Source organism: Streptomyces sp. NPDC052020 (genome assembly GCF_040680575.1).
In the GTDB taxonomy this organism is placed as follows: Bacteria; Actinomycetota; Actinomycetes; order Streptomycetales; family Streptomycetaceae; genus Streptomyces.
This window is the reverse complement of the sequence record NZ_JBFAWY010000041.1, coordinates 1-18,482: the sequence shown is the minus strand read 5'-3', so window position 1 is coordinate 18,482 and position 18,482 is coordinate 1. Positions and strand designations below refer to the sequence as shown.

The following is an 18,482-nucleotide window of genomic DNA, read 5'->3' as shown; positions in this document are numbered from 1 at the left end:
CGTTCCCGCTCACGCGAGGACGGCCGGGCCCTCCGCCCTGCCCGGCGGCCACCGGCAAGGGGCAGGACCGAGCAACTGCGAGAAGAGGGGCGGGACATGGACCCGGACAGGGACGACAGGGTGCTCGACCGGCACATCGCCGAGCTGTCCCTTGAGCAGAAGGTACGCCTGCTCACCGGTGCGACGACATGGCGCACGGCGGGGGAGGCCGGCATCGGACTGCGCGAGATGGTGATGTCGGACGGGCCGGCCGGCGTCCGCGGTGAGGCGTGGGACGAGCGACGCCCCTCCGCGCTGCTGCCCTCCGCCTCGGCCCTGGGAGCCATGTGGGACGAGGGGCTGGTGGAGGAGCTCGGCGGGCTGCTGGCCGCGGAGGCCGCCCGCAAGGGCGTCGACGTGGTGCTGGCCCCGACGCTCAACCTCCACCGGACCCCGCTCGGGGGCCGGCACTTCGAGTGCTTCTCGGAGGATCCCGAACTGACGGGCCGCACCGGCGCCGCACTGGTCCGGGGCATCCAGGCCCATGGTGTGGCGGCCACGGCCAAGCACTATGTCGCGAACGACTCCGAGACCGACCGGCTGACCGTGGACGTGCGCGCGTCCGAGCGGACCCTGCGCGAGGTGTACCTGGCACCCTTCGAGGCGGCCGTCGAGGCGGGCGTGTGGCTCGTCATGGCGGGCTACAACCGCGTCGACGGCGTGACGATGACGGCCCACCCCCTCCTCGACGAGCCCCTCAAACGGGAGTGGGGGTTCGACGGAGTCGTCGTGTCCGACTGGGCCGCTGTGCGGTCGACCGAGGACGCGGCCCGCGCCGCCCTCGACCTGGCGATGCCGGGGCCGCAGAGTCCCTGGGGCGCCGCGCTGGTCCAGGCGGTGAAGGACGGGAAGGTTCCGGAGGAGGCCCTCGACGACAAGGTGCGACGACTGCTCCGGCTCGCCGGCCGGGTAGGCGCCTTCGCACCGCGCCGCCGGCACCGCGTGCCGGCGCGGCGCTCGCAGGAGCCCCGGGCGCTGCTGCGCCGGGCGGTCGCGGCCGGCTCCGTCCTGCTCGGCAACCGAGGGGTGCTCCCGCTCGATCCGGCGCAGCTTTCCACCGTCGCGGTCATCGGCGCGCATGCCGCGGCACCCCGCACGCAGGGCGGCGGCAGCGCGGGTGTCTTTCCCTCCGACGTGGTGACCCCGCTGGCCGGGATCCGGGCCCGGCTGCGCGGCCGCGCCCGGGTGGCGCATGTCCCCGGTCCGCTGCCCGCGGGCCTCGCTTCGGTCCCGCTCGGCACCGACCGGTGCAGCGATCCGAGGTCCGGCGCCCCCGGGGTGCTGCTGCGCGTCCTGGACGAGTCGGGGCGGGAACTGCGCGCGGAGCACCGTCTCTCGGGCCGGCAGCTCGAACCGGATCTGCCTCCGGGGGCCCACACGGTGGAGATCAGCGCCCTGCTGCGGCCGCGGCGGACGGGGGAGTGGACGTTCGGCGTCGGAGGCTTCGGCCGGATGACGCTCACCGTCGACGGGCTCACGCTCCTGGACGGTGTGTTCCCCCGCGAGACGGACGACCCCGCGGTCGTCCACGTCAATCCGCCGGTCCAGGGGGCACGGGCGACGCTGACCTCGAAGCGGCCGGTGCACGTGGTGGCGCGGCGCGAGCTGGTCCCCGGCTGCGGGCGCGCCACCGTGGTCACCGCGGCGCCGCCGGAGCCCGATGCCCGGAGCACGATGGCGGCCGCGGCGGAGGCGGCCCGGGAGGCGGACGTGGCGATCGTGGTCGTGGGTACCACCGAGCATGACGAGACAGAGGGATACGACCGGAGCGATCTGTCCCTCGGCGGGCGGCAGGACGACCTCGTGCGCGCGGTGGCCGCGGCCAATCCGCGCACGGTCGTGGTCGTCAACAGCGGCGGTCCGGTCGAGCTGCCCTGGCGGGAGGACGTGGGCGCGGTGCTGCTCGCGTGGTTCCCGGGACAGGAGGCGGGCGCGGGGCTCGCCGACGTGCTGTTCGGGGTGGAGGAGCCCAGCGGGCGGCTCCCCACGACCTGGGGCTCGTCTCTCGCGGACACGCCCGTGACGCGTACGCGACCCGCGGGGGGCCGTCTCGACTACGCCGAGGGCCTTCACATCGGCCATCGGGCCTGGCTGCGGGCCGGCCGGGCACCGGCCTTCTGGTTCGGCCACGGACTCGGGTACACCACCTGGGAGTACGAAGCCGCGGACGTGCCGGCAAGGGTCACGACGGGCGACGCGTTCACGGTGCGGGTACGCCTGCGCAACACGGGGAACCGCGCCGGGCGGGAGGTCGTCCAGGTCTACGCGGCCCGGCCGGGGTCGGCCGTGGAGCGGCCCGTACGCTGGTTCGCCGGCTACGCGGCGGTGCGGGCGGAGGCGGGCCGGACGGTGACCGCCGAGGTGGAGGTGGCGCCCCGCGCCCTGCGTCACTGGTCGGAGGAGGAACGCGCCTGGTCCACGGAGCCTGGGCCGTATCGGATCATGGTGGGCAGGTCGGCGGGGGACCTGCGGTGGGAAGGGGAGGTGACGGTCGAGCGCCGGGCGCTCACCGGCTGAGCCCCCTCACTGCGCCGCCCGTTCCCGCAGGCTGGTCTGCCACACGGGGCTCTGCTGCTCCGGGCCCGCCTCGGTGCGGCGGCCACCGCGGGCGAAGAAGTCGGCGAGTGGCAGGATCGCGGCTCCGACGGTGACGGCGTCCGGTCCGAGGGTGCCGAGGTCGATCCGGACGCGCGCCGCCGGGTACTTCAGCGAGTACGACGTGGTGTAGGTACGCACCGTGTCGAGGAAGCGCCGGCCGAGCTGGAGGCCCGCCCAGCCGCCCACGAGAATCCGTTCGGGCTGGAACAGGTTGATCAGGTCGGAGAAGCCGGCGCCGAGGTACTCGGCGGTCTCCTCCAGGACGGCCAGAGCGGTCGCGTCGGCCGGCGCGGTCCTTCCCTCGGCGTCGGGGGCGGGGTACGCGGCGGCGAGCATCGCGGTCAGCGCGGTCTCCTCGTCCGCGCCGGCCGGTGGCCGCCCGCCCGCCTCCGCCCACCGCTCCAGGAGCGCTTCGGCGCCGGCGTACGCCTCCAGGCAGCCCGTCGCACCGCAGCGGCAGTGCCGGCCCCGTACCCGTACGGTCAGATGTCCCCACTCCAGGGCCATGCCGGACCGCATGTCGTCGGCGACCACGCAGGCGCCGACACCGGAGCCGAAGAGGACCACCACCGCGTTCTGCGCGCCTCGCCCGGCGCCGAACCACATCTCCGCCTGGCCGAGCGTCTTGGCGCCGTTGTCGATGTAGTACGGCACGGTCTCGGGCAGCAGCCGGGACTCGCGCAGCAGCCGCTCCAGCGGGACGGCGTCCCAGCCGATCGTCTGGCCGTGCACCACGGCGCCGTCCTCCGCGTTCCCGGCGACGATGCCCGGCACGCCGATACCGACACCCAGCAGCCGCTCCGCCGGAATCCCGGCCCGGCTCAACACCTCGGGGATGCCTTCACGGAGGTGGCCGACCACGACACCGACGTCGTAGCGGTCCACACGCCGCAGACTTTCTGTCGCCAACGGCCGCTCCACCCGGGCGAGTTCGGTAAGGGCCAGGTCGAAGAGCTCGATCCGCACACGCGTCTCGCCGACGTCCACGCCGATCATGTAGCCGCTGTGCGCGCTGATGCGCAGGAGCGTACGGGGGCGGCCGCCGGCCGAGTCCACGCTGCCGGCCTCCTCGACCAAGCCCTCGGCGACCAGTTCGGACACCACGTTGCTCACCGAGCCCGAGCTCAGCCCGGTGACCGGACCGAGCGAGAAACGACTCAGAGGCCCGTCGAAATACAGGCGTTGCAACACCGCCGTGCGATTCTCCCGCCGCAGGTCACGCACCGTACGGCCGCTGCGCATCTTCACCCTGCCCCCTCGTCTCCGATGTCCTGCACGCAACTTACATGGGACCGAGGCCTTGACGCGACCTTCACTTGAAGTTTAACTCACACCGTAAATTAAGCGGCGGGGGGCTTCAGGGCTCGAACGCGGGACGTCACTCGTGTCGCACCCTCCCCGCAGGCGAAGTCCGTCCACCTTCCCGGAAGGGCCCCTGGAGTCATGCGCAGAACCAGAGCCGCAGCCGTCGGCGCCGTCACCCTCTCACTCGTTCTTACCGCGGCCGCCTGCGGAGGGGGGTCTTCCGGCTCGGAGGGGTCCAACGAGCGGCCGAAGACGCTCACCTACTGGGCTTCGAACCAGGGTGCCAGCCTCGAGGTCGACAAGAAGGTCCTCCAGCCCGAACTCGACAAGTTCGAGAAGCAGACCGGCATCACGGTGAAGCTGGAGGTCGTGCCCTGGTCCGACCTGCTGAACCGGATCCTCACCGCCACCACCTCCGGCCAGGGACCCGACGTCCTCAACATCGGCAACACCTGGTCGGCCTCGCTCCAGGCCACCGGCGCCCTGCTGCCCTGGGACGCGAAGAACTTCCAGGCGATCGGCGGCAGGGACCGTTTCGTCGAGTCCGCCCTCGGCTCCACGGGTGCCCGAAGCCAGGACCCCACCGCCGTGCCGCTGTACTCCATGGCCTACGCGCTCTACTACAACAAGAAGCTGTTCGCCGAGGCCGGCATCGACAAGCCGCCGGCCACCTGGGACGAGCTGGTCGCCGCGGGCAAGAAGCTCACCGCCAAGGGCAAGAACGGCATCGGCGCCGAGGGTTCCAACCTCTCCAACAACATCCACCAGGTCTTCGTCCTCGGCAAACAGCACGGCGCCGACTTCTTCACCCCCGACGGCAAGCCGGACTTCACCTCCGACGGCGCGGTCACCGCGGTCAAGCAGTACGTCGACCTCATGGCCACACACAAGATCATCGCCCCGGGCAACGCCGAGTACGCCCAGAACCAGTCCCTGAGCGACTTCGCCAAGGACAAGACGGGCATGGTGCTGTGGCAGACCGCGTCGGCCACCTTCAAGTCCCAGGGCATGAACGAGGACGAGTGGGGGGTGGCGCCCGCCCCGGTGCAGTCCGGCAAGCCCGGCCCGGGCACCGCCACCAATTCCATGGTCGCCGGCATCAACATGGCCGTCTTCAAGAACACCAAGAACATCGACGGCGCCAAGAAGTTCGTCAAGTTCATGACCAGCGACGACGAGCAGGTCATCCTCAACAAGGCCTACGGCTCCATCCCGCCGGTCAAGACAGCCCAGCAGGATCCGGCCTTCAACAGCCCGTCGCTCGCCGTCCTGCGCGAGACCCTGGCGACCAGCGCCACCGCACTCCCGCAGGTCCCCGAGGAGTCCCAGTTCGAGACCGTCGTCGGCACCGCCGTCAAGGAACTCTTCGCCGACGCCGCCGCCGGGCGGCCGGTGACCACCGAGTGGGTGCGGGCCAAGCTCGAGAAGGCCCAGCAGCAGATGCCCAAGAAGTGAGTACGGACACCTCCATGACGACCCTCACCGCTGCCCCTGGCACAGGCGAGCGGAAGGCACGCGAGAACACCCCCGGAGCGCCGCGCACGCGCCGCTCCGGGCGGCTGCGTCGCATCGGCCTGCCGTACCTCCTGTTGCTCCCCGCGCTCCTGCTCGAACTCCTGGTCCACCTGGTGCCGATGGTGATCGGCATCGTCGTCAGCTTCAGGGAGCTCACCCAGTTCCACATCCGCGACTGGAGCACCGCCCCCTGGGCCGGGTTCGACAACTACTCCCTCGCGGTCGACTTCAACGCCCCCGTCGGCGAGGCGCTGCTGCGTTCCTTCCTCGTCACCTGCCTGTTCACCCTGCTCTCGGTCGGTCTGTGCTGGCTGCTCGGGGCGGCCGCCGCCATCTTCATGCAGGAGGGCTTCCGCGGCCGTGGCATCCTGCGCACGCTCTTCCTCGTCCCGTACGCGCTGCCCGTCTACGCGGCCGTCATCACCTGGGCGTTCATGTTCCAGCGCGACAACGGACTGGTCAACCACGTCCTGCACGACCAGTTGGGACTCACCGACAGCCCGCCCTTCTGGCTGATCGGCGACAACAGCTTCGTCGCACTGCTCGTCGTCTCCGTCTGGAAGGGCTGGCCCTTCGCCTTCCTGATCATCATGGCCGGACTGCAGAACATCCCCCGGGAGGTCTACGAAGCCGCGGCCCTCGACGGAGCGGGAATCTGGCAGCAGATCCGCCGCATCACCCTGCCGACGCTGCGCCCGGTCAACCAGGTGCTCGTCCTGGTGCTGTTCCTGTGGACCTTCAACGACTTCAACACCCCCTTCGTCCTCTTCGGCGAGGCGGCACCGGAGTCCGCGGACCTCATCTCCCTGCACATCTACCAGTCCTCGTTCCAGACCTGGAACTTCGGCACCGGCTCCGCCATGTCGGTCCTCCTGCTGCTGTTCCTGCTCGTGGTGACAGGCGCCTACCTCCTGTTCACGTCCCGAGGAAGGAAGGCCACCGATGCCTAGCCAGTCCCGGCGCCAGGCCCGCTCCCCGATGGCCGCCCCGCAGTCCTTCCTGTGGAGCCGGCGGATCTTCCTGTCGCTCCTCGCCGGCTTCGTACTGCTGCCGGTGTACGTGATGATCTCCAGCTCGCTCAAGCCGCTGGAGGACGTGTCCGGCAAGTTCCAGTGGATCCCCTCGGGCCTCACCGTCCGCCCGTACTCCGACATCTGGGAAACCGTTCCGCTGGCCGACTACTTCATGAACTCGCTGATCGTGGCCGGGGCGGCGACCGTCTGCTCCGTCACCATCGCCGTGTTCGCGGCCTACGCGGTCAGCCGTTACTCCTTCCGCGGCAAGCGGGTCTTCACGGTCACGGTGCTCTCGACGCAGATGTTCCCCGGCATCCTCTTCCTGCTGCCGCTGTTCCTCATCTACGTCAACATCGGCAACGCCACCGGCATCGCCCTCTTCGGGTCCCGGGGCGGCCTGATCCTCACCTACCTCACCTTCTCCCTTCCCTTCTCCATCTGGATGCTGATCGGGTACTTCGACTCGGTGCCCCGCGACCTGGACGAGGCGGCCAAGGTGGACGGCTGCGGGCCGCTCGGTGCCCTCTTCAGGATCATCGTGCCCGCCGCGGTCCCGGGCATCGTGGCGGTCGCGGTCTACGCCTTCATGACCGCGTGGGGCGAGGTCCTGTTCGCCTCCGTCATGACCAACGACACCACCCGGACCCTCGCCGTCGGTCTCCAGGGCTACTCCACCCAGAACGACGTGTACTGGAACCAGATCATGGCCGCCTCCCTGGTCGTGAGCCTGCCCGTCGTCGCAGGCTTCCTGCTCCTCCAGCGCTACCTCGTCACCGGACTGACCGCCGGCGCCGTCAAGTAGCAGCCGCGTCCCCTTCCCTCACCACCCCTGCGATCACCCCAGAGAGGCACCCTCTGTGTCCGATTCGATAGACCTCGCCGCCTTTCCCCCCGACTTCGTATGGGGCACGGCCACATCCGCCTACCAGATCGAGGGCGCCGTCGCCGAGGACGGCCGCGCCCCGTCGATCTGGGACACCTTCTCCCACACCCCGGGAAAGATCGACAACGACGACCACGGCGACGAGGCCTGCGACCACTACCACCGGTGGCCCGAGGACATCGCCCTCATGAAGGAACTGGGCACCGGCGCCTACCGGATGTCGGTCGCCTGGCCCCGCGTCGTCCCCGGCGGCGACGGGCCCCTCAACCCGGCCGGCCTCGACTTCTACGACCGTCTCGTCGACGGCCTCCTCGACGCGGGCATCACGCCCAACATCACCCTCTACCACTGGGACCTCCCGCAGGCCCTCCAGGACCGCGGCGGCTGGACCAGCCGCGACACGGCCGAACACCTCGCCGCCTACGCCTTGGCCGTCGCCGGACGGCTGGGCGACCGGGTCACCCGCTGGGCCACCCTGAACGAACCGCTGTGCTCCGGGTGGATCGGCCACCTGGAGGGCAGGATGGCCCCCGGCCTCACCGACGTGACCGCCGCCGTGCACGCCTCGTACCACCTGCTCCTCGGCCACGGACTGGCCGCCCAGGCGATCCGCGCGGCGGCGCCCGGCGCCCAGGTCGGGCTCGTGACCAACCACTCGACCGTGGAGGCCGCCTCCACCCGGCCGGAGGACGTCGCTGCGGCCACCCGCATGGACGGCCACACCAACCGCTGGTGGCTCGACCCGGTCTACGGCCGCGGCTTCCCCGCCGACATGCGCGAGCTCTACGGCGTCGAACTGCCGGAGCGCCCGGGCGACCCGGAGACGATGGCCGTCCCGCTCGACTGGCACGGCCTCAACTACTACTTCCCGGTCACGGTCGCCGACGACCCGGCCGGCCCCGTCCCGTACGCCCGTGAGGTCCGCCTGCCCGACGTGCCCCGCACCGGCATGGACTGGCAGATCGACGCCGACGGCCTGGAGTCGTTCCTGCTGCGCCTGACCGACGACTACGGCGTAAGCCGGCTGTACGTCACCGAGAACGGCTCCGCCTTCCCCGACACCGTCGGCCCCGACGGCACCGTCGACGACCCCGAGCGGGCCCGCTACCTGGAACAGCACGTGAGCGCCTGCGCCCGCGCCGTACGCAAGGGCGCCCCCCTCGCCGGTTACTACGCCTGGTCCCTGCTCGACAACTTCGAGTGGGCCTACGGCTACGACAAGCGCTTCGGGCTCATCCACGTCGACTACACGACGCAGGCACGCACCATCAAGTCGAGCGGCCGCCGCTACGCGGACATCATCCGCGCCCACCGGCAGATCCAGGTCTGAGCCGCGGTCCGGAGGGCGGGGGAGGCTCCTGTCGGCGGACACGTGTGCCTCGGCAGGAGCTTCGTGAAAGTGACCGCCGCCGGTCATCAGCGGCGGACCCTGGCCGGCGCCTCCGACCCCGGCGACAAGGTACTGCTCATTTCGGGCACCGAGGTGGGCAAGCGCGTCGCCCAGCACCAGGCCGTGGTGGATGCCGCCCGCACGGCCGGTGTCGCCCTCCTGGCGTACACCAGCATCCTGCACGCTCCGCAGGCCGACTTCATCCTCGGCCGTGACCACCAGGCCGCCGAGGAGAGCATCCTCGGCTCCGGCCTGCCGTTCGGCCCGCTGCGCAACGGTATCTCCCGATCGCCCGACGCGGAGTCGCCCAGGGCTGCGGGCTCGGGAAGGTCCGCCGGGTGGTCGAGCGAGCCCTCGCCTGGTGGCACCAGTTCAAACGACCCCGTATCCGCTACGAACGACGCGCCGACCTCCACCAGGGCATGCTCGGACTCGCCTGCGACCTCGTCTGCCGACGGCGCCCGCGCACTTCATCCTGAGCGGCGAGCCGCTCTGGCCCGAGGCGTCCAGGGCAACCCGGCCGCAGATCGCGAACAGCGGACCCAAGCCATCACAGCGTGGTTGTAGCCATTGGCGGCAGGCGGGTACTCGGGGCGGACGAGGTGGCACGCCGTCACGCGCTACTGCTCCGGCTCCCAGGCTACGAACTGGTCGAAGACACCCCGGCTGTCGTCGAGCTTCAGGGAGTCCAGCGGAATGCGGCCGTAGAAAGCGAGGACCAGCTCACTGGCCGAACCCTCGATAGAGGCATCGGTCGCCCCCGGCACCTCCTCGGTCGCGGTAGCCGCAGGTGTGGCGGGTGCGGGCAAACGGGCGGCCCGGGCACCGTCGCCGGAGAGCCAGTTGCGCCAGGAGCGGCCCTCGGCGGCGTGGTACTCGATGACAGCGGGCTCGTACGGCCAGGCCTCCGTCGTGGTGCAGAGGGTGAAGATGAACTCCTCGACGCCGTCGAGGGCCACCTCCTCGGGCAGCGACTCGGGGGCGCCCACGGCCAGCTGGGCGTCGTAGGTGTGCACCGCGATCTCGTGGAGCTGGTGCCGGGCAACGGCACCGCAGGTCTGCGGCGACTGAGAGTTGCCCCACCACGCCCAGCAGCCGCGATCAGGGCCGGCCTCCCGCAGCGCGTCCAGCATCAGCTGCGTTGACTCGGCCAACCAGCCCAGCAGGGCCTCGCGCTCCCGAGGTGCGGCCGCGTCCCCCTGCGGTGCGGGAGCCTTGGCCGAGGCGTCGGGCCCTGCGTCGATGGTGGCGGCCCAGGCGCGGCGTCCCTCACCCAGGTGCTGCGCCAGATCGAACAGCGTCCACTCGGGGCAGGTCGGCACCCGCACGCCGAGGTCGGGCGCGGAGGCCACCGCGGTACGGAAGGCGGTCGATCGTTCGTCGATCAGTCGCAGCAGGTCAGGGAAGTCTAGATTCTCTTGCACGCCGGATGTCTAGCACCCTGCTGAGGTGAAGGGACAGCGATTTTCACAGCCTCTGCGGCGAACGCACGGCACGGGCCCCGCACTCCGATGACGCCGCGTCCTCATTCGTAAACGATCAGTAAGGCCGGTTCGGGCTCACTACGAGCAATCCGCCACGGCCTCGCCCCAATAGTCACCGAAATCGATTCTGGGCGGTCTCCCGCGTCAGCGGAGGGCTTGGGCGGCGTACAGGGCGCCGAGGGCCGCGGCGAGCGTGCCGAGCAGGAGTCGCAGGCCGGTCTCCGGCAGATGGGGCTGGAGGCGGGCGCCGAGATAGCCGCCGATCAGACCGCCGATCCCGCAGGCCAGTCCCAGCCACCAGTTGGGCGCCACGCTGTCGGAACTGACCAGGGACAGCGCCGCGTACACGCTCGCACCGGCGAGCGAGGTCGCGAAAGTGGCGGCAAGGGCCGCGGGAGCGACGCGGGAGACGGGCATACCCCTGCCGACGAGTATCGGTCCGAGAAGGGAGCCGCCGCCGATTCCGTAAACACCACCCACCACCCCGACCACCACCGCCAGGCCGGTCACCGCACGCGCGGACGGCTCGGTGGCCCGAGTGCGGGCCGGGCGCAAGGTGCGCGCGCACAGCCACAGGCCCAGCGGGAGCAGGAGGGCGGCGATCAACAGCCGGAATACGGCCGGGCCGGGCAGGGCGAAGACCCGGATGACGGCACCGATCACCACCCCGGGCAGCGTGCCCAGGACCAGACGCCTGGTCAGCGCCCCGCGCAGGGCGTCGGTTCGGCGATAGCGCCATAGGGCGCCGGGCCCGGCGACGACGTTGAACAGCAGATTGGTCGGCGTGACGGCGGGGCTCGGCACCGTGAAGACGCTCACCTGGACCGGGAGCAGGTACACCGCCCCCGACACCCCGACCGGCGCGGTCACCACCGCGATCAGCAGCCCGGCGCACAGCCCGCCCCCTGCCATCCACACGTCCACTGCCACCCCCGTCCGTCGATCACCGGACCAGTATCGGCGGGCCCTCTGCCGGTGCACCGGTACGCAATGAGGTGTTCACAACGGCAGTCGCGTCCGGGCAGGCAGCCGCACATGTGCGCTTGGGCGACGGCGGAGGGTGCCACGCGCGAGTACGGCACCACCAGGGTGTCGCCGCGCCAGAGGCGGCCGCGCCCGGCATCCGCCCACCCGCCGCCCAGGCGGACGACCTCGCGACCGTCCCGCCAGGCCGACAGCCCCGCTCCTGTTTCCCGGCCGTCGTCCACCAGGCGCTGAAAGACCTGACGCACGGCGTCATATCCGTCCTCGACGAACCCTTCGACCTTCATCGCACGCACCCCATCCGACAGGTAGGTGCAGCAGACCGCCCGGACACCCCGAACGTTACCCGCCGGGGGTATCCAGGGAGCGCACGCGTTGACCACGCGTCTACGTGAATGAGCGCAGGCGCAGGCTGTTCGTCACGACGAACGCCGAGAAGAACGCCATCGCCGCGCCCGCGTTGTGCCGCCGAGAGACGGGGCGACGCCGACGGCCTCGTCGGCGTCGCCCCTGCCGTGGCCGTCGCCGCGCCGCAACGCGCTCGACACCACTCCCGCATCAACGGCAGGAAGAGGGGGGTCGGTGGTGCGGCCGGTGGTGTCGGGGAGCCGGTCCACGCGGTTGCGGTAATGGAGGAAGGCGGTGCCGTCGCCGGCCCTCAGGTGCGGGAAGGGTTCCGCGAGCTGTGCTTCGAAGGGGTCGAGTGCGGGCCGCGGAGCCGGACCGTCGCGAGCGCCCCCGCCGGTTCGAAAGTTTCGAACGTCGCGCACATGCTTGCGTTACGTCTCTTCCCTATCTCATTCCACCCCTCACAACGGTTCGCGTGAGGGGTGGCTTGACCAGCGAAGGCGTGCTCACCGAGACCTGCTCTGTTAAGAAGATATTTCCGAAAGCCTGTCGAAAGCGTTGACAGGGCCATGCCGCTCTACGAAAACTGTGGCCACCGAACGACAGGAGACCGTCGTTCCCCTCGCGTCATGTGACCGGGGATGGCGGCCGGTCGTCGCGGCACGACGACGGGCGACCCCCGCCGTGTTCCACGCAAGGCCGCGGGCAGCAGAAGCCGCCCGCCCCCCACCAGCCTTCATCGGGAGGACGCATGCAGCAGGACCAGTTTCAGCAGAACCCCGCTCCCTTCAGCGGCTTGAGCCGACGAGGCTTCCTCGGCGGCGCCGGCACCGTCGCGCTCGCCACCGCCTCCGGACTGCTGCTGCCCGGCACCGCCCACGCCGCCACCACCATCACCACCAACCAGACCGGCTACGACGGCATGTACTACTCGTTCTGGACCGACGGCGGCGGCTCCGTCTCCATGACGCTCAACGGCGGCGGCAGCTACAGCACCCGGTGGACCAACTGCGGCAACTTCGTGGCCGGCAAGGGCTGGAGCACCGGCGGTCGCAGGACGGTCCGCTACACCGGCTACTTCAACCCGTCGGGCAACGGCTACGGCTGCCTCTACGGCTGGACGTCGAACCCGCTAGTGGAGTACTACATCGTCGACAACTGGGGCAGCTACCGGCCCACCGGCGAGTACAGGGGCACCGTCTACAGCGACGGCGGCACGTACGACATCTACAAGACGACGCGGTACAACGCCCCCTCCGTCGAGGGCACCCGCACCTTCGACCAGTACTGGAGCGTCCGGCAGACGAAGGTGACCAGCGGCTCCGGCACCATCACCACCGGCAACCACTTCGACGCCTGGGCGCGCGCGGGCATGAACATGGGCCAGTTCAGGTACTACATGATCATGGCCACCGAGGGTTACCAGAGCAGCGGAAGCTCGAACATCACGGTCAGCGGCTGACCTCCGTCCGGCGAACAACCGGCTGCGGGCTCCGTCCTCGTGGCGGTCCCGCAGCCGTGGCGGCTCGCCGCCGGGACGCCCCCAGGCGCAACCGCCGTAGCAGCACACCGAAGTCCCCACCACCCACGTCGCCCACGCGACCCCACCTGTCCCTTGCACCCCCTGGGGATGGCAGGAGCACCAGGGGGCCAACCGCTCCGGACCCCTGGCTGTCATGATCGCTCATGCTCGGACCCAATGAGCAGCAGGAGTGCCTGAAGCGCTGGCGGGCGACAACCCCCTGCTTCTCACCGAAGCCGACACAGTCGTCGAGCGCGGTGTCGCCGTCGCGGTGAGCGACCTGCCGATAACGCCGATGCCGATGGGACGGGGCTGGGGAGCAGTCGCGGGCGACGGCATCGGCACCATTTCCTGGGCCGGGTGCGCTTCCCCGCATCCGGCGACCGGCGGTTTCACCGGGGGGCCTCTCGCCTCGCCGCCGCAACGGCGGCCGCCGGCCGTTCCCGAGTCGGCCGACCGGCCGCCGGCGGGTGGCGAACGGGTCGGCATTTCGCGGCTGCCCGACGATCCCGCACTGATCGGTGAGTAACGTCGGCACGGCCTCAACTCGGCGTGTTAGGCTGATGACATGAAGTTCTCTCACGCTCAGGTTTGCTTTATGAGGCTGCGCCGCGCCTAGCGGCGGGCCCCTCTTCACGTGCTTCACCGCACTTCCGTGTGTCTGTGGCCCTCCGCTTCCGGCTCCTGCCGGTGCGGTTATTTGCGCTGCCCCGGCTCCGAACCTTTTTTCGCGGAGTGCACCCATGCCATATCCCTCGCAGGGCGGGCGACACGAACTCGGCCAGAACTTCCTCACCGACCAGTCCATCATCAGGGAGATCAATTCCCTGGTGGCCCGGACGAAGGGGTCGATACTGGAGATCGGCCCTGGTGACGGCGCCCTGACCCTTCCGCTGAGCAAACACGGCAGGCAAATCACCGCCGTCGAGATCGACCCGTTGCTTGCCAGGCGTCTCGACGTGCGCACGCCCGGTCATGTGACCGTGGTGAACCACGACTTCATGCGGTTTCCGCTGCCCCGCCATCCACATGTGGTCGTCGGCAACCTCCCCTTCCACCTGACCACGGCGATCATGCGGCGGTTGCTCGACGCCCAGCACTGGCACACCGCCGTGCTGCTGGTCCAGTGGGAGGTCGCCCGCCGGAGGGCAGGGGTCGGCGGGGCTACGCTGCTCACCGCCAGCTGGGCCCCGTGGTACGAATTCGACCTGCACGCCCGTGTTCCCGCCCGCGCGTTCCGCCCGATGCCGGGGGTGGACGGCGGCGTGCTGAGCATTCGGCGACGCTCGGCCCCGCTCGTCGACACGGTACGGCCCTACCAGGACTTCGTCCGCGAGGTGTTCACCGGCAAGGGACACGGGCTGAAGGAAATCCTGAAGCGGAACGGACGCCTCTCGCACCGGGGCGTGGCGGAGTGGCTACGTCACCACGGAGTTTCGCCGCAGGCGCTTCCCAAGGACCTGAACGCCCATCAGTGGGCCACGCTCTGGGAGTTGGCCAAGTCCGGGCCCGGCCGCGACCTACCGGCCCGGGAGCGGCAGCAGCACGGTCGGCCGTCCGCGCGACGGCGGCGCGTTCAGCACCCCACTGCCCAACCGAGGGCAAGGAGCGGGAACTTCGGCAGGTAGGCGGTCCTCGCACGTCTGTAGCCCGGCCGGCCCTCTCGAGTGCGGGCGGCCGGGCGGTGGTGCTGCGTGCTGCGTACCGAGCGTTGTGTGCTGGACGGGGTGCCGCGGCTGGACGGCACGTGCCTCGTACGGCGGGAACTGTTCCGGCAGTGAGCCTGAACTGCCCGCAGGGTCACCGTTTGCCGGTTCGGCGCCCGGACGAGGAACGGCGCCCGCCTTGCCGGTCCTGTGTCTGGCGTACCGGTGCGCGAGGTCCGCTGCCGTCACCATGGGAAGGACCGCCCCGGCGGCCGGCGGCCCTTTGAGCCTGCTGGGACGCGGTGCGGATGCCGCCGTCCGCGTACTGAGGTCGGGCCGCCTCGAACAGGACGACCCACTGCCTCAGGGTCAGGTCTTTCGGCAGCCCGTCGGCGGGTATGTGAAAGCGCTCGGCGAGGTCCATGTAGGTGCGTCTGGGAACATGGCGCCTGAGTATCTCGGCCAGGCCGCGCCCGGGGCCCGTGAAGACGGCCTCGGCGAAGTCCTGGAACGCGGCGCACGCGCGTTCCGGCAGCAAAGGCTGGGGCCGTCGCCTGATCGTGAGGATGCCCCCGTCGACGCGGGGCATCGGGCGGAAGGCTGTGGCGCGCACCCGGCCGCGCAGGTCGAACTCGTACCAGGGCGCCCATGAGGTGGAGAGCAGCGTACCGCCGCTCCGGCCGACGCGTTTGCGGGCGACCTCCCATTGCACTATCAGGGCCGCGGACTGCCACTGTGTCGACTCCAGAAGACGCCGCAGAATCTGGGTGGTGATGCCGAACGGAACATTTCCCACCACCGTGTCGATATCGCCAGGAATCCGGAAGTCGAGGAAGTCGCCCTGGAATATCCTCACGCGTCGGCCGTCGAACTTTTCCCGTAAATAGGAAGCCCAGTGGGGGTCCATCTCCACTGCGGTCACGGTCTCGAAGGAATGGATCAGCTCACTGGTGATGGCACCCTTGCCAGGACCTATTTCGAGAACGTTTGTTCCGGTCCCTGCCACGCAGGAAACGAGATCGCGCACGACTCTTTTGTCCTGGAGGAAGTTCTGCCCTAATTCACGTCGGAGATCGTCTCGCGTCGTGCGTGGTGAATAAGGGCCGCGCCCCGTCATGAATCTGTCCCCTCTGCGGCCGCCGTGGGTCAATGGCCTGCGCAGGGACCATACCCCGGCAATGCTCCACCCGGGAAGGATCCGGCGGCCGGCCGGGTTCGGTTCCCGGCACGGAAGGTGAAGACTCGTCACGGCAGCGCCGCAGGTGCGAGGGCGGTCCGTCGAGGGGTGCGCACGGCCTGGCGGGAGCGGGGGGAGACCGGCCTCGTGACGAAGGGCACACCGGGTGAGCTCGCACCTGACGCCATGACAAGTCGCTGGTCGGCCCTGTGGGTTGCTCACGATCCGCAGACGGCCGCCGCTTTGGATGGTCGTGGCGTCGGCCCCGCCGCCGGAACGCCGGGGCAGAAAAGGCGGCGGCTGAGAAACGGTCGTGACTGCCGGTACCTGGGCCCATCAGTGCCCACCAGCAAGAAGACGGAGCACTTCCTCATCAAACGCCACCATGGCAACTCCCCGCCTTGATTCCCGACGATCGGCGCGCGTCGGTGACGGTGGCGTACTACGCATCTCTCGCGCGGAAATCCGGGGTTGTGCTGCCGTCAGAATTCGGGTGGAGCGTCGCGCTGGCGCAGAAATCATTCCCTCGGCCAACGGGCCGCGCCAGGCGCTAGCGTCTGGAAATCGCCGCCATCTGAGGCCAAGGTGATGGGACACCACGTTGTTCTGTCGCGACTGGTCGGTGCGCGATGGGAGGAGATGGCTGCGCTGCCCGGCTCCCCCTGGGGAGGATCTGCGGGTGGTCCACCAAGGAGTACGGGTGGGCCGACCCCACCCGATTCGCGGGCGGAGTCGAGTATAGGGGCGATATAGGGGGGGCATAGGGGGGCTGCCCTGAGGTTGAGTATGAGGGACCTCGGGGAGAGCCATGCCGGGTGTTGGCGGCCGGAATTGCGAAGGCCTCTACGGAACATGGGCAGGGCGGGCAACGGCGTGGGGGTAGGGAGGGATTCCGCATCGGCCGTCCGGCTCAGAGATCTTGCGACTCCCGCGACGCGGGTCACGTCCGACTTGTTTCCTTCTGGTGTGCGCACTGAATTGATTCGTGGAGAGATGACGACAGTGTCCAAGACTGAGTCCGAGGAATTCGTGTCCGCATCGAGCGGGGCCGGCGCCGCGCACGGCACGGCCGAACCTGTCGCCGTCATCGGGATGTCGTGCCGTGTGCCCGGAGCTTCCAGCCCGGAGGAGTTCTGGCAGCTGCTCACGGCGGGTGCCCAGACGGTGGGCGAAATCCCCGCGGACCGCTGGGACTCGGAAGAGTTCTACGACCCCGACCGCAGTGCGCCGGGCCGCATGAACACCCGATGGGGCGGATTCATCGAAGACGTCGACCGGTTCGACGCGGCGTTCTTCGGGATCTCTCCCCGTGAGGCCGCCGAGATGGACCCGCAGCAGCGCCTCGCCCTGGAGCTGGGCTGGGAAGCGCTGGAACACGCCCAGATCGTCCCCTCCCTGCTGGCGGGTAGCCGCACCGGAGTCTTCGCCGGTGCCATCTGGGACGACTACGCCAGCCTGAAACACCGCCAAGGTGTCGCCGCGATCACCCCGCACACCATCACGGGACTGCACCGGGGCGTCATCGCCAACCGCCTCTCGTACACCCTCGGACTCCGCGGCCCCAGCCTCGTCGTCGACTCGGGGCAGTCCTCCTCGCTGGTCGCTGTGCACCTGGCGTGTGAGAGCCTCCGCCGAGGCGAGTCCGACCTCGCGCTGGCCGGCGGCGTCTCCCTCAACCTGGTGCCGGACAGCACGATCGGCGCGAGCAAGTTCGGCGGGCTTTCCCCCGACGGCCGTGCGTACACCTTCGACGCACGGGCGAACGGCTATGTGCGGGGCGAGGGCGGCGGATTCGTCGTGCTGAAGCGGCTCTCCCAGGCGATCGCCGACGGGGACCGGGTGCTCGGCGTCATTCGGGGCAGCGCGGTCAACAACGGCGGCTCCGCCAAGGGTATGACGACTCCTGACGTCGAGGCACAGGAAGACGTCCTCCGCCGGGCCCACGCCCAGGCCGCAACCGCTCCCTCCGACGTTCAGTACGTCGAGCTCCACGGCACGGGTACCCCCGTGGGCGACCCGATCGAGGCCACCGCGCTGGGCGCGGCACTCGGCACCGGCCGTCCCGCCGGGCAACCGTTGCTGGTGGGTTCGGTCAAGACGAACATCGGCCATCTGGAGGGCGCCGCCGGCATCGCAGGTTTCATCAAGGCCGTTCTGACGGTCCGCAGCCGTGCGATCCCCGCCAGCCTGAACTACGAGACCCCGAACCCCGCCATCGCGTTCGATGAGCTGAACCTGAAGGTGAACACGGAGCTCACCCCGTGGGAGCCGGAGCACGACGCGCAGCGGATGGTCGTCGGCGTCTCGTCCTTCGGCATGGGTGGCACGAACGCGCATGTGGTTCTTGAGGAAGCCCCGGCCCCGGTCACGGCTCCGGTGCCGGCCGAGGAGGTTCCGTCTGCGGCCGAGGAGGTTCCGGCTTCGCCTTCGGCTGCGGGTGATGGGGCGTCGGTGGTGGTGCCGTGGGTGGTGTCGGCGAGGTCTGTGGCCGCGTTGGAGGCTCAGGTTGCGCGGTTGGCGGGGTTCGCTGAGCGTCATGGGGATGTTGATGTCGTGGCGGTCGGGCGTGTGCTGG

13 protein-coding genes and 3 pseudogenes are annotated in these 18,482 nt (G+C 70.1%); 11 read left to right on the top strand and 5 right to left on the bottom strand.

Translation table 11 applies throughout. The features are described from left to right. Positions 1-96: 96 nt before the first annotated feature. Complete coding sequence (locus tag AB0L74_RS29775) at positions 97-2,556, top strand: glycoside hydrolase family 3 C-terminal domain-containing protein (protein WP_365659058.1); 2,460 nt, start codon at positions 97-99, stop codon at positions 2,554-2,556. A gap of 6 nt (positions 2,557-2,562) precedes the next feature. Here the strand turns inward: AB0L74_RS29775 and AB0L74_RS29770 are convergent, their stop codons facing one another. After that, positions 2,563-3,885, bottom strand: coding sequence for an ROK family protein (locus AB0L74_RS29770; protein ID WP_365659055.1), 1,323 nt, complete (start codon positions 3,883-3,885; stop codon positions 2,563-2,565). A 195-nt stretch (positions 3,886-4,080) separates the two neighbouring features. On the opposite strand from AB0L74_RS29770, the gene AB0L74_RS29765 reads away from it, so the two are divergent. From AB0L74_RS29765 to AB0L74_RS29740, 6 genes and pseudogenes are all read left to right on the top strand, one after another. Next, positions 4,081-5,397, top strand: a complete 1,317-nt coding sequence (locus AB0L74_RS29765; protein WP_365659052.1) for an extracellular solute-binding protein — start codon at positions 4,081-4,083, stop codon at positions 5,395-5,397. Positions 5,398-5,411: 14 nt separating this feature from the next. Next, entirely contained in the window at positions 5,412-6,407 is a 996-nt protein-coding gene (locus tag AB0L74_RS29760) for a sugar ABC transporter permease (RefSeq protein WP_365659048.1), read from the top strand. 28 nt (positions 6,408-6,435) lie between these two features. After that, positions 6,436-7,275, top strand: a complete 840-nt coding sequence (locus AB0L74_RS29755) for a carbohydrate ABC transporter permease (RefSeq protein ID WP_365659132.1) — start codon at positions 6,436-6,438, stop codon at positions 7,273-7,275. Between the two features lie 55 nt (positions 7,276-7,330). Next, positions 7,331-8,686 carry a GH1 family beta-glucosidase gene (locus tag AB0L74_RS29750; protein ID WP_365659045.1) on the top strand — a complete coding sequence of 452 codons (1,356 nt, stop codon included), beginning with the start codon at positions 7,331-7,333 and terminating at the stop codon, positions 8,684-8,686. A 120-nt stretch (positions 8,687-8,806) separates the two neighbouring features. Further along, positions 8,807-9,025: pseudogene (locus tag AB0L74_RS29745) on the top strand (KR domain-containing protein); the annotation flags it as partial. Beyond that, a pseudogene (locus AB0L74_RS29740) lies at positions 8,962-9,225 on the top strand (IS5/IS1182 family transposase); the annotation flags it as partial. The pseudogenes AB0L74_RS29745 and AB0L74_RS29740, both read left to right, overlap by 64 nt. Positions 9,226-9,366: 141 nt before the next feature. On the opposite strand, the gene AB0L74_RS29735 reads toward AB0L74_RS29740, so the two are convergent. The 3 genes from AB0L74_RS29735 to AB0L74_RS29725 all read right to left on the bottom strand — a co-directional run bounded on the left by AB0L74_RS29735 (position 9,367) and on the right by AB0L74_RS29725 (position 11,501). Next, the gene (locus AB0L74_RS29735) at positions 9,367-10,170 is read right to left on the bottom strand and encodes a maleylpyruvate isomerase family mycothiol-dependent enzyme (RefSeq protein WP_365659042.1); all 804 of its coding nucleotides are present in this window, start codon (positions 10,168-10,170) and stop codon (positions 9,367-9,369) included. Between the two features lie 204 nt (positions 10,171-10,374). Next, positions 10,375-11,142, bottom strand: a complete 768-nt coding sequence (locus AB0L74_RS29730; protein WP_365659039.1) for a TSUP family transporter — start codon at positions 11,140-11,142, stop codon at positions 10,375-10,377. Then, positions 11,109-11,501, bottom strand: coding sequence for a serine hydrolase (locus AB0L74_RS29725; RefSeq protein ID WP_365659036.1), 393 nt, complete (start codon positions 11,499-11,501; stop codon positions 11,109-11,111). The genes AB0L74_RS29730 and AB0L74_RS29725 overlap by 34 nt, the downstream gene beginning before the upstream one ends. A gap of 812 nt (positions 11,502-12,313) precedes the next feature. Here AB0L74_RS29725 and AB0L74_RS29720 point away from each other — a divergent pair. The 3 genes and pseudogenes from AB0L74_RS29720 to erm (AB0L74_RS29710) form a co-directional block, all read left to right on the top strand. Then, positions 12,314-13,024 (top strand): glycoside hydrolase family 11 protein, encoded by a 711-nt coding sequence (locus tag AB0L74_RS29720; protein ID WP_365659033.1) that lies wholly within the window; start codon positions 12,314-12,316, stop codon positions 13,022-13,024. 250 nt (positions 13,025-13,274) lie between these two features. Then, on the top strand, positions 13,275-13,613 hold the full coding sequence (locus AB0L74_RS29715; RefSeq protein WP_365659030.1) for a hypothetical protein: 339 nt from the start codon (positions 13,275-13,277) through the stop codon (positions 13,611-13,613). A gap of 214 nt (positions 13,614-13,827) precedes the next feature. Continuing rightward, positions 13,828-14,637, top strand: a pseudogene (gene erm, locus AB0L74_RS29710) (23S ribosomal RNA methyltransferase Erm); the annotation flags it as partial. 247 nt (positions 14,638-14,884) lie between these two features. Here the strand turns inward: erm (AB0L74_RS29710) and erm (AB0L74_RS29705) are convergent. Next, complete coding sequence (gene erm / locus AB0L74_RS29705) at positions 14,885-15,847, bottom strand: 23S ribosomal RNA methyltransferase Erm (protein WP_365659027.1); 963 nt, start codon at positions 15,845-15,847, stop codon at positions 14,885-14,887. A gap of 1,152 nt (positions 15,848-16,999) precedes the next feature. Between erm (AB0L74_RS29705) and AB0L74_RS29700 the strand changes: the two genes are divergently transcribed. Continuing rightward, a partial coding sequence (locus tag AB0L74_RS29700) for a beta-ketoacyl synthase N-terminal-like domain-containing protein (RefSeq protein WP_365659129.1) occupies positions 17,000-18,482 on the top strand: 1,483 nt, incomplete at its 3' end.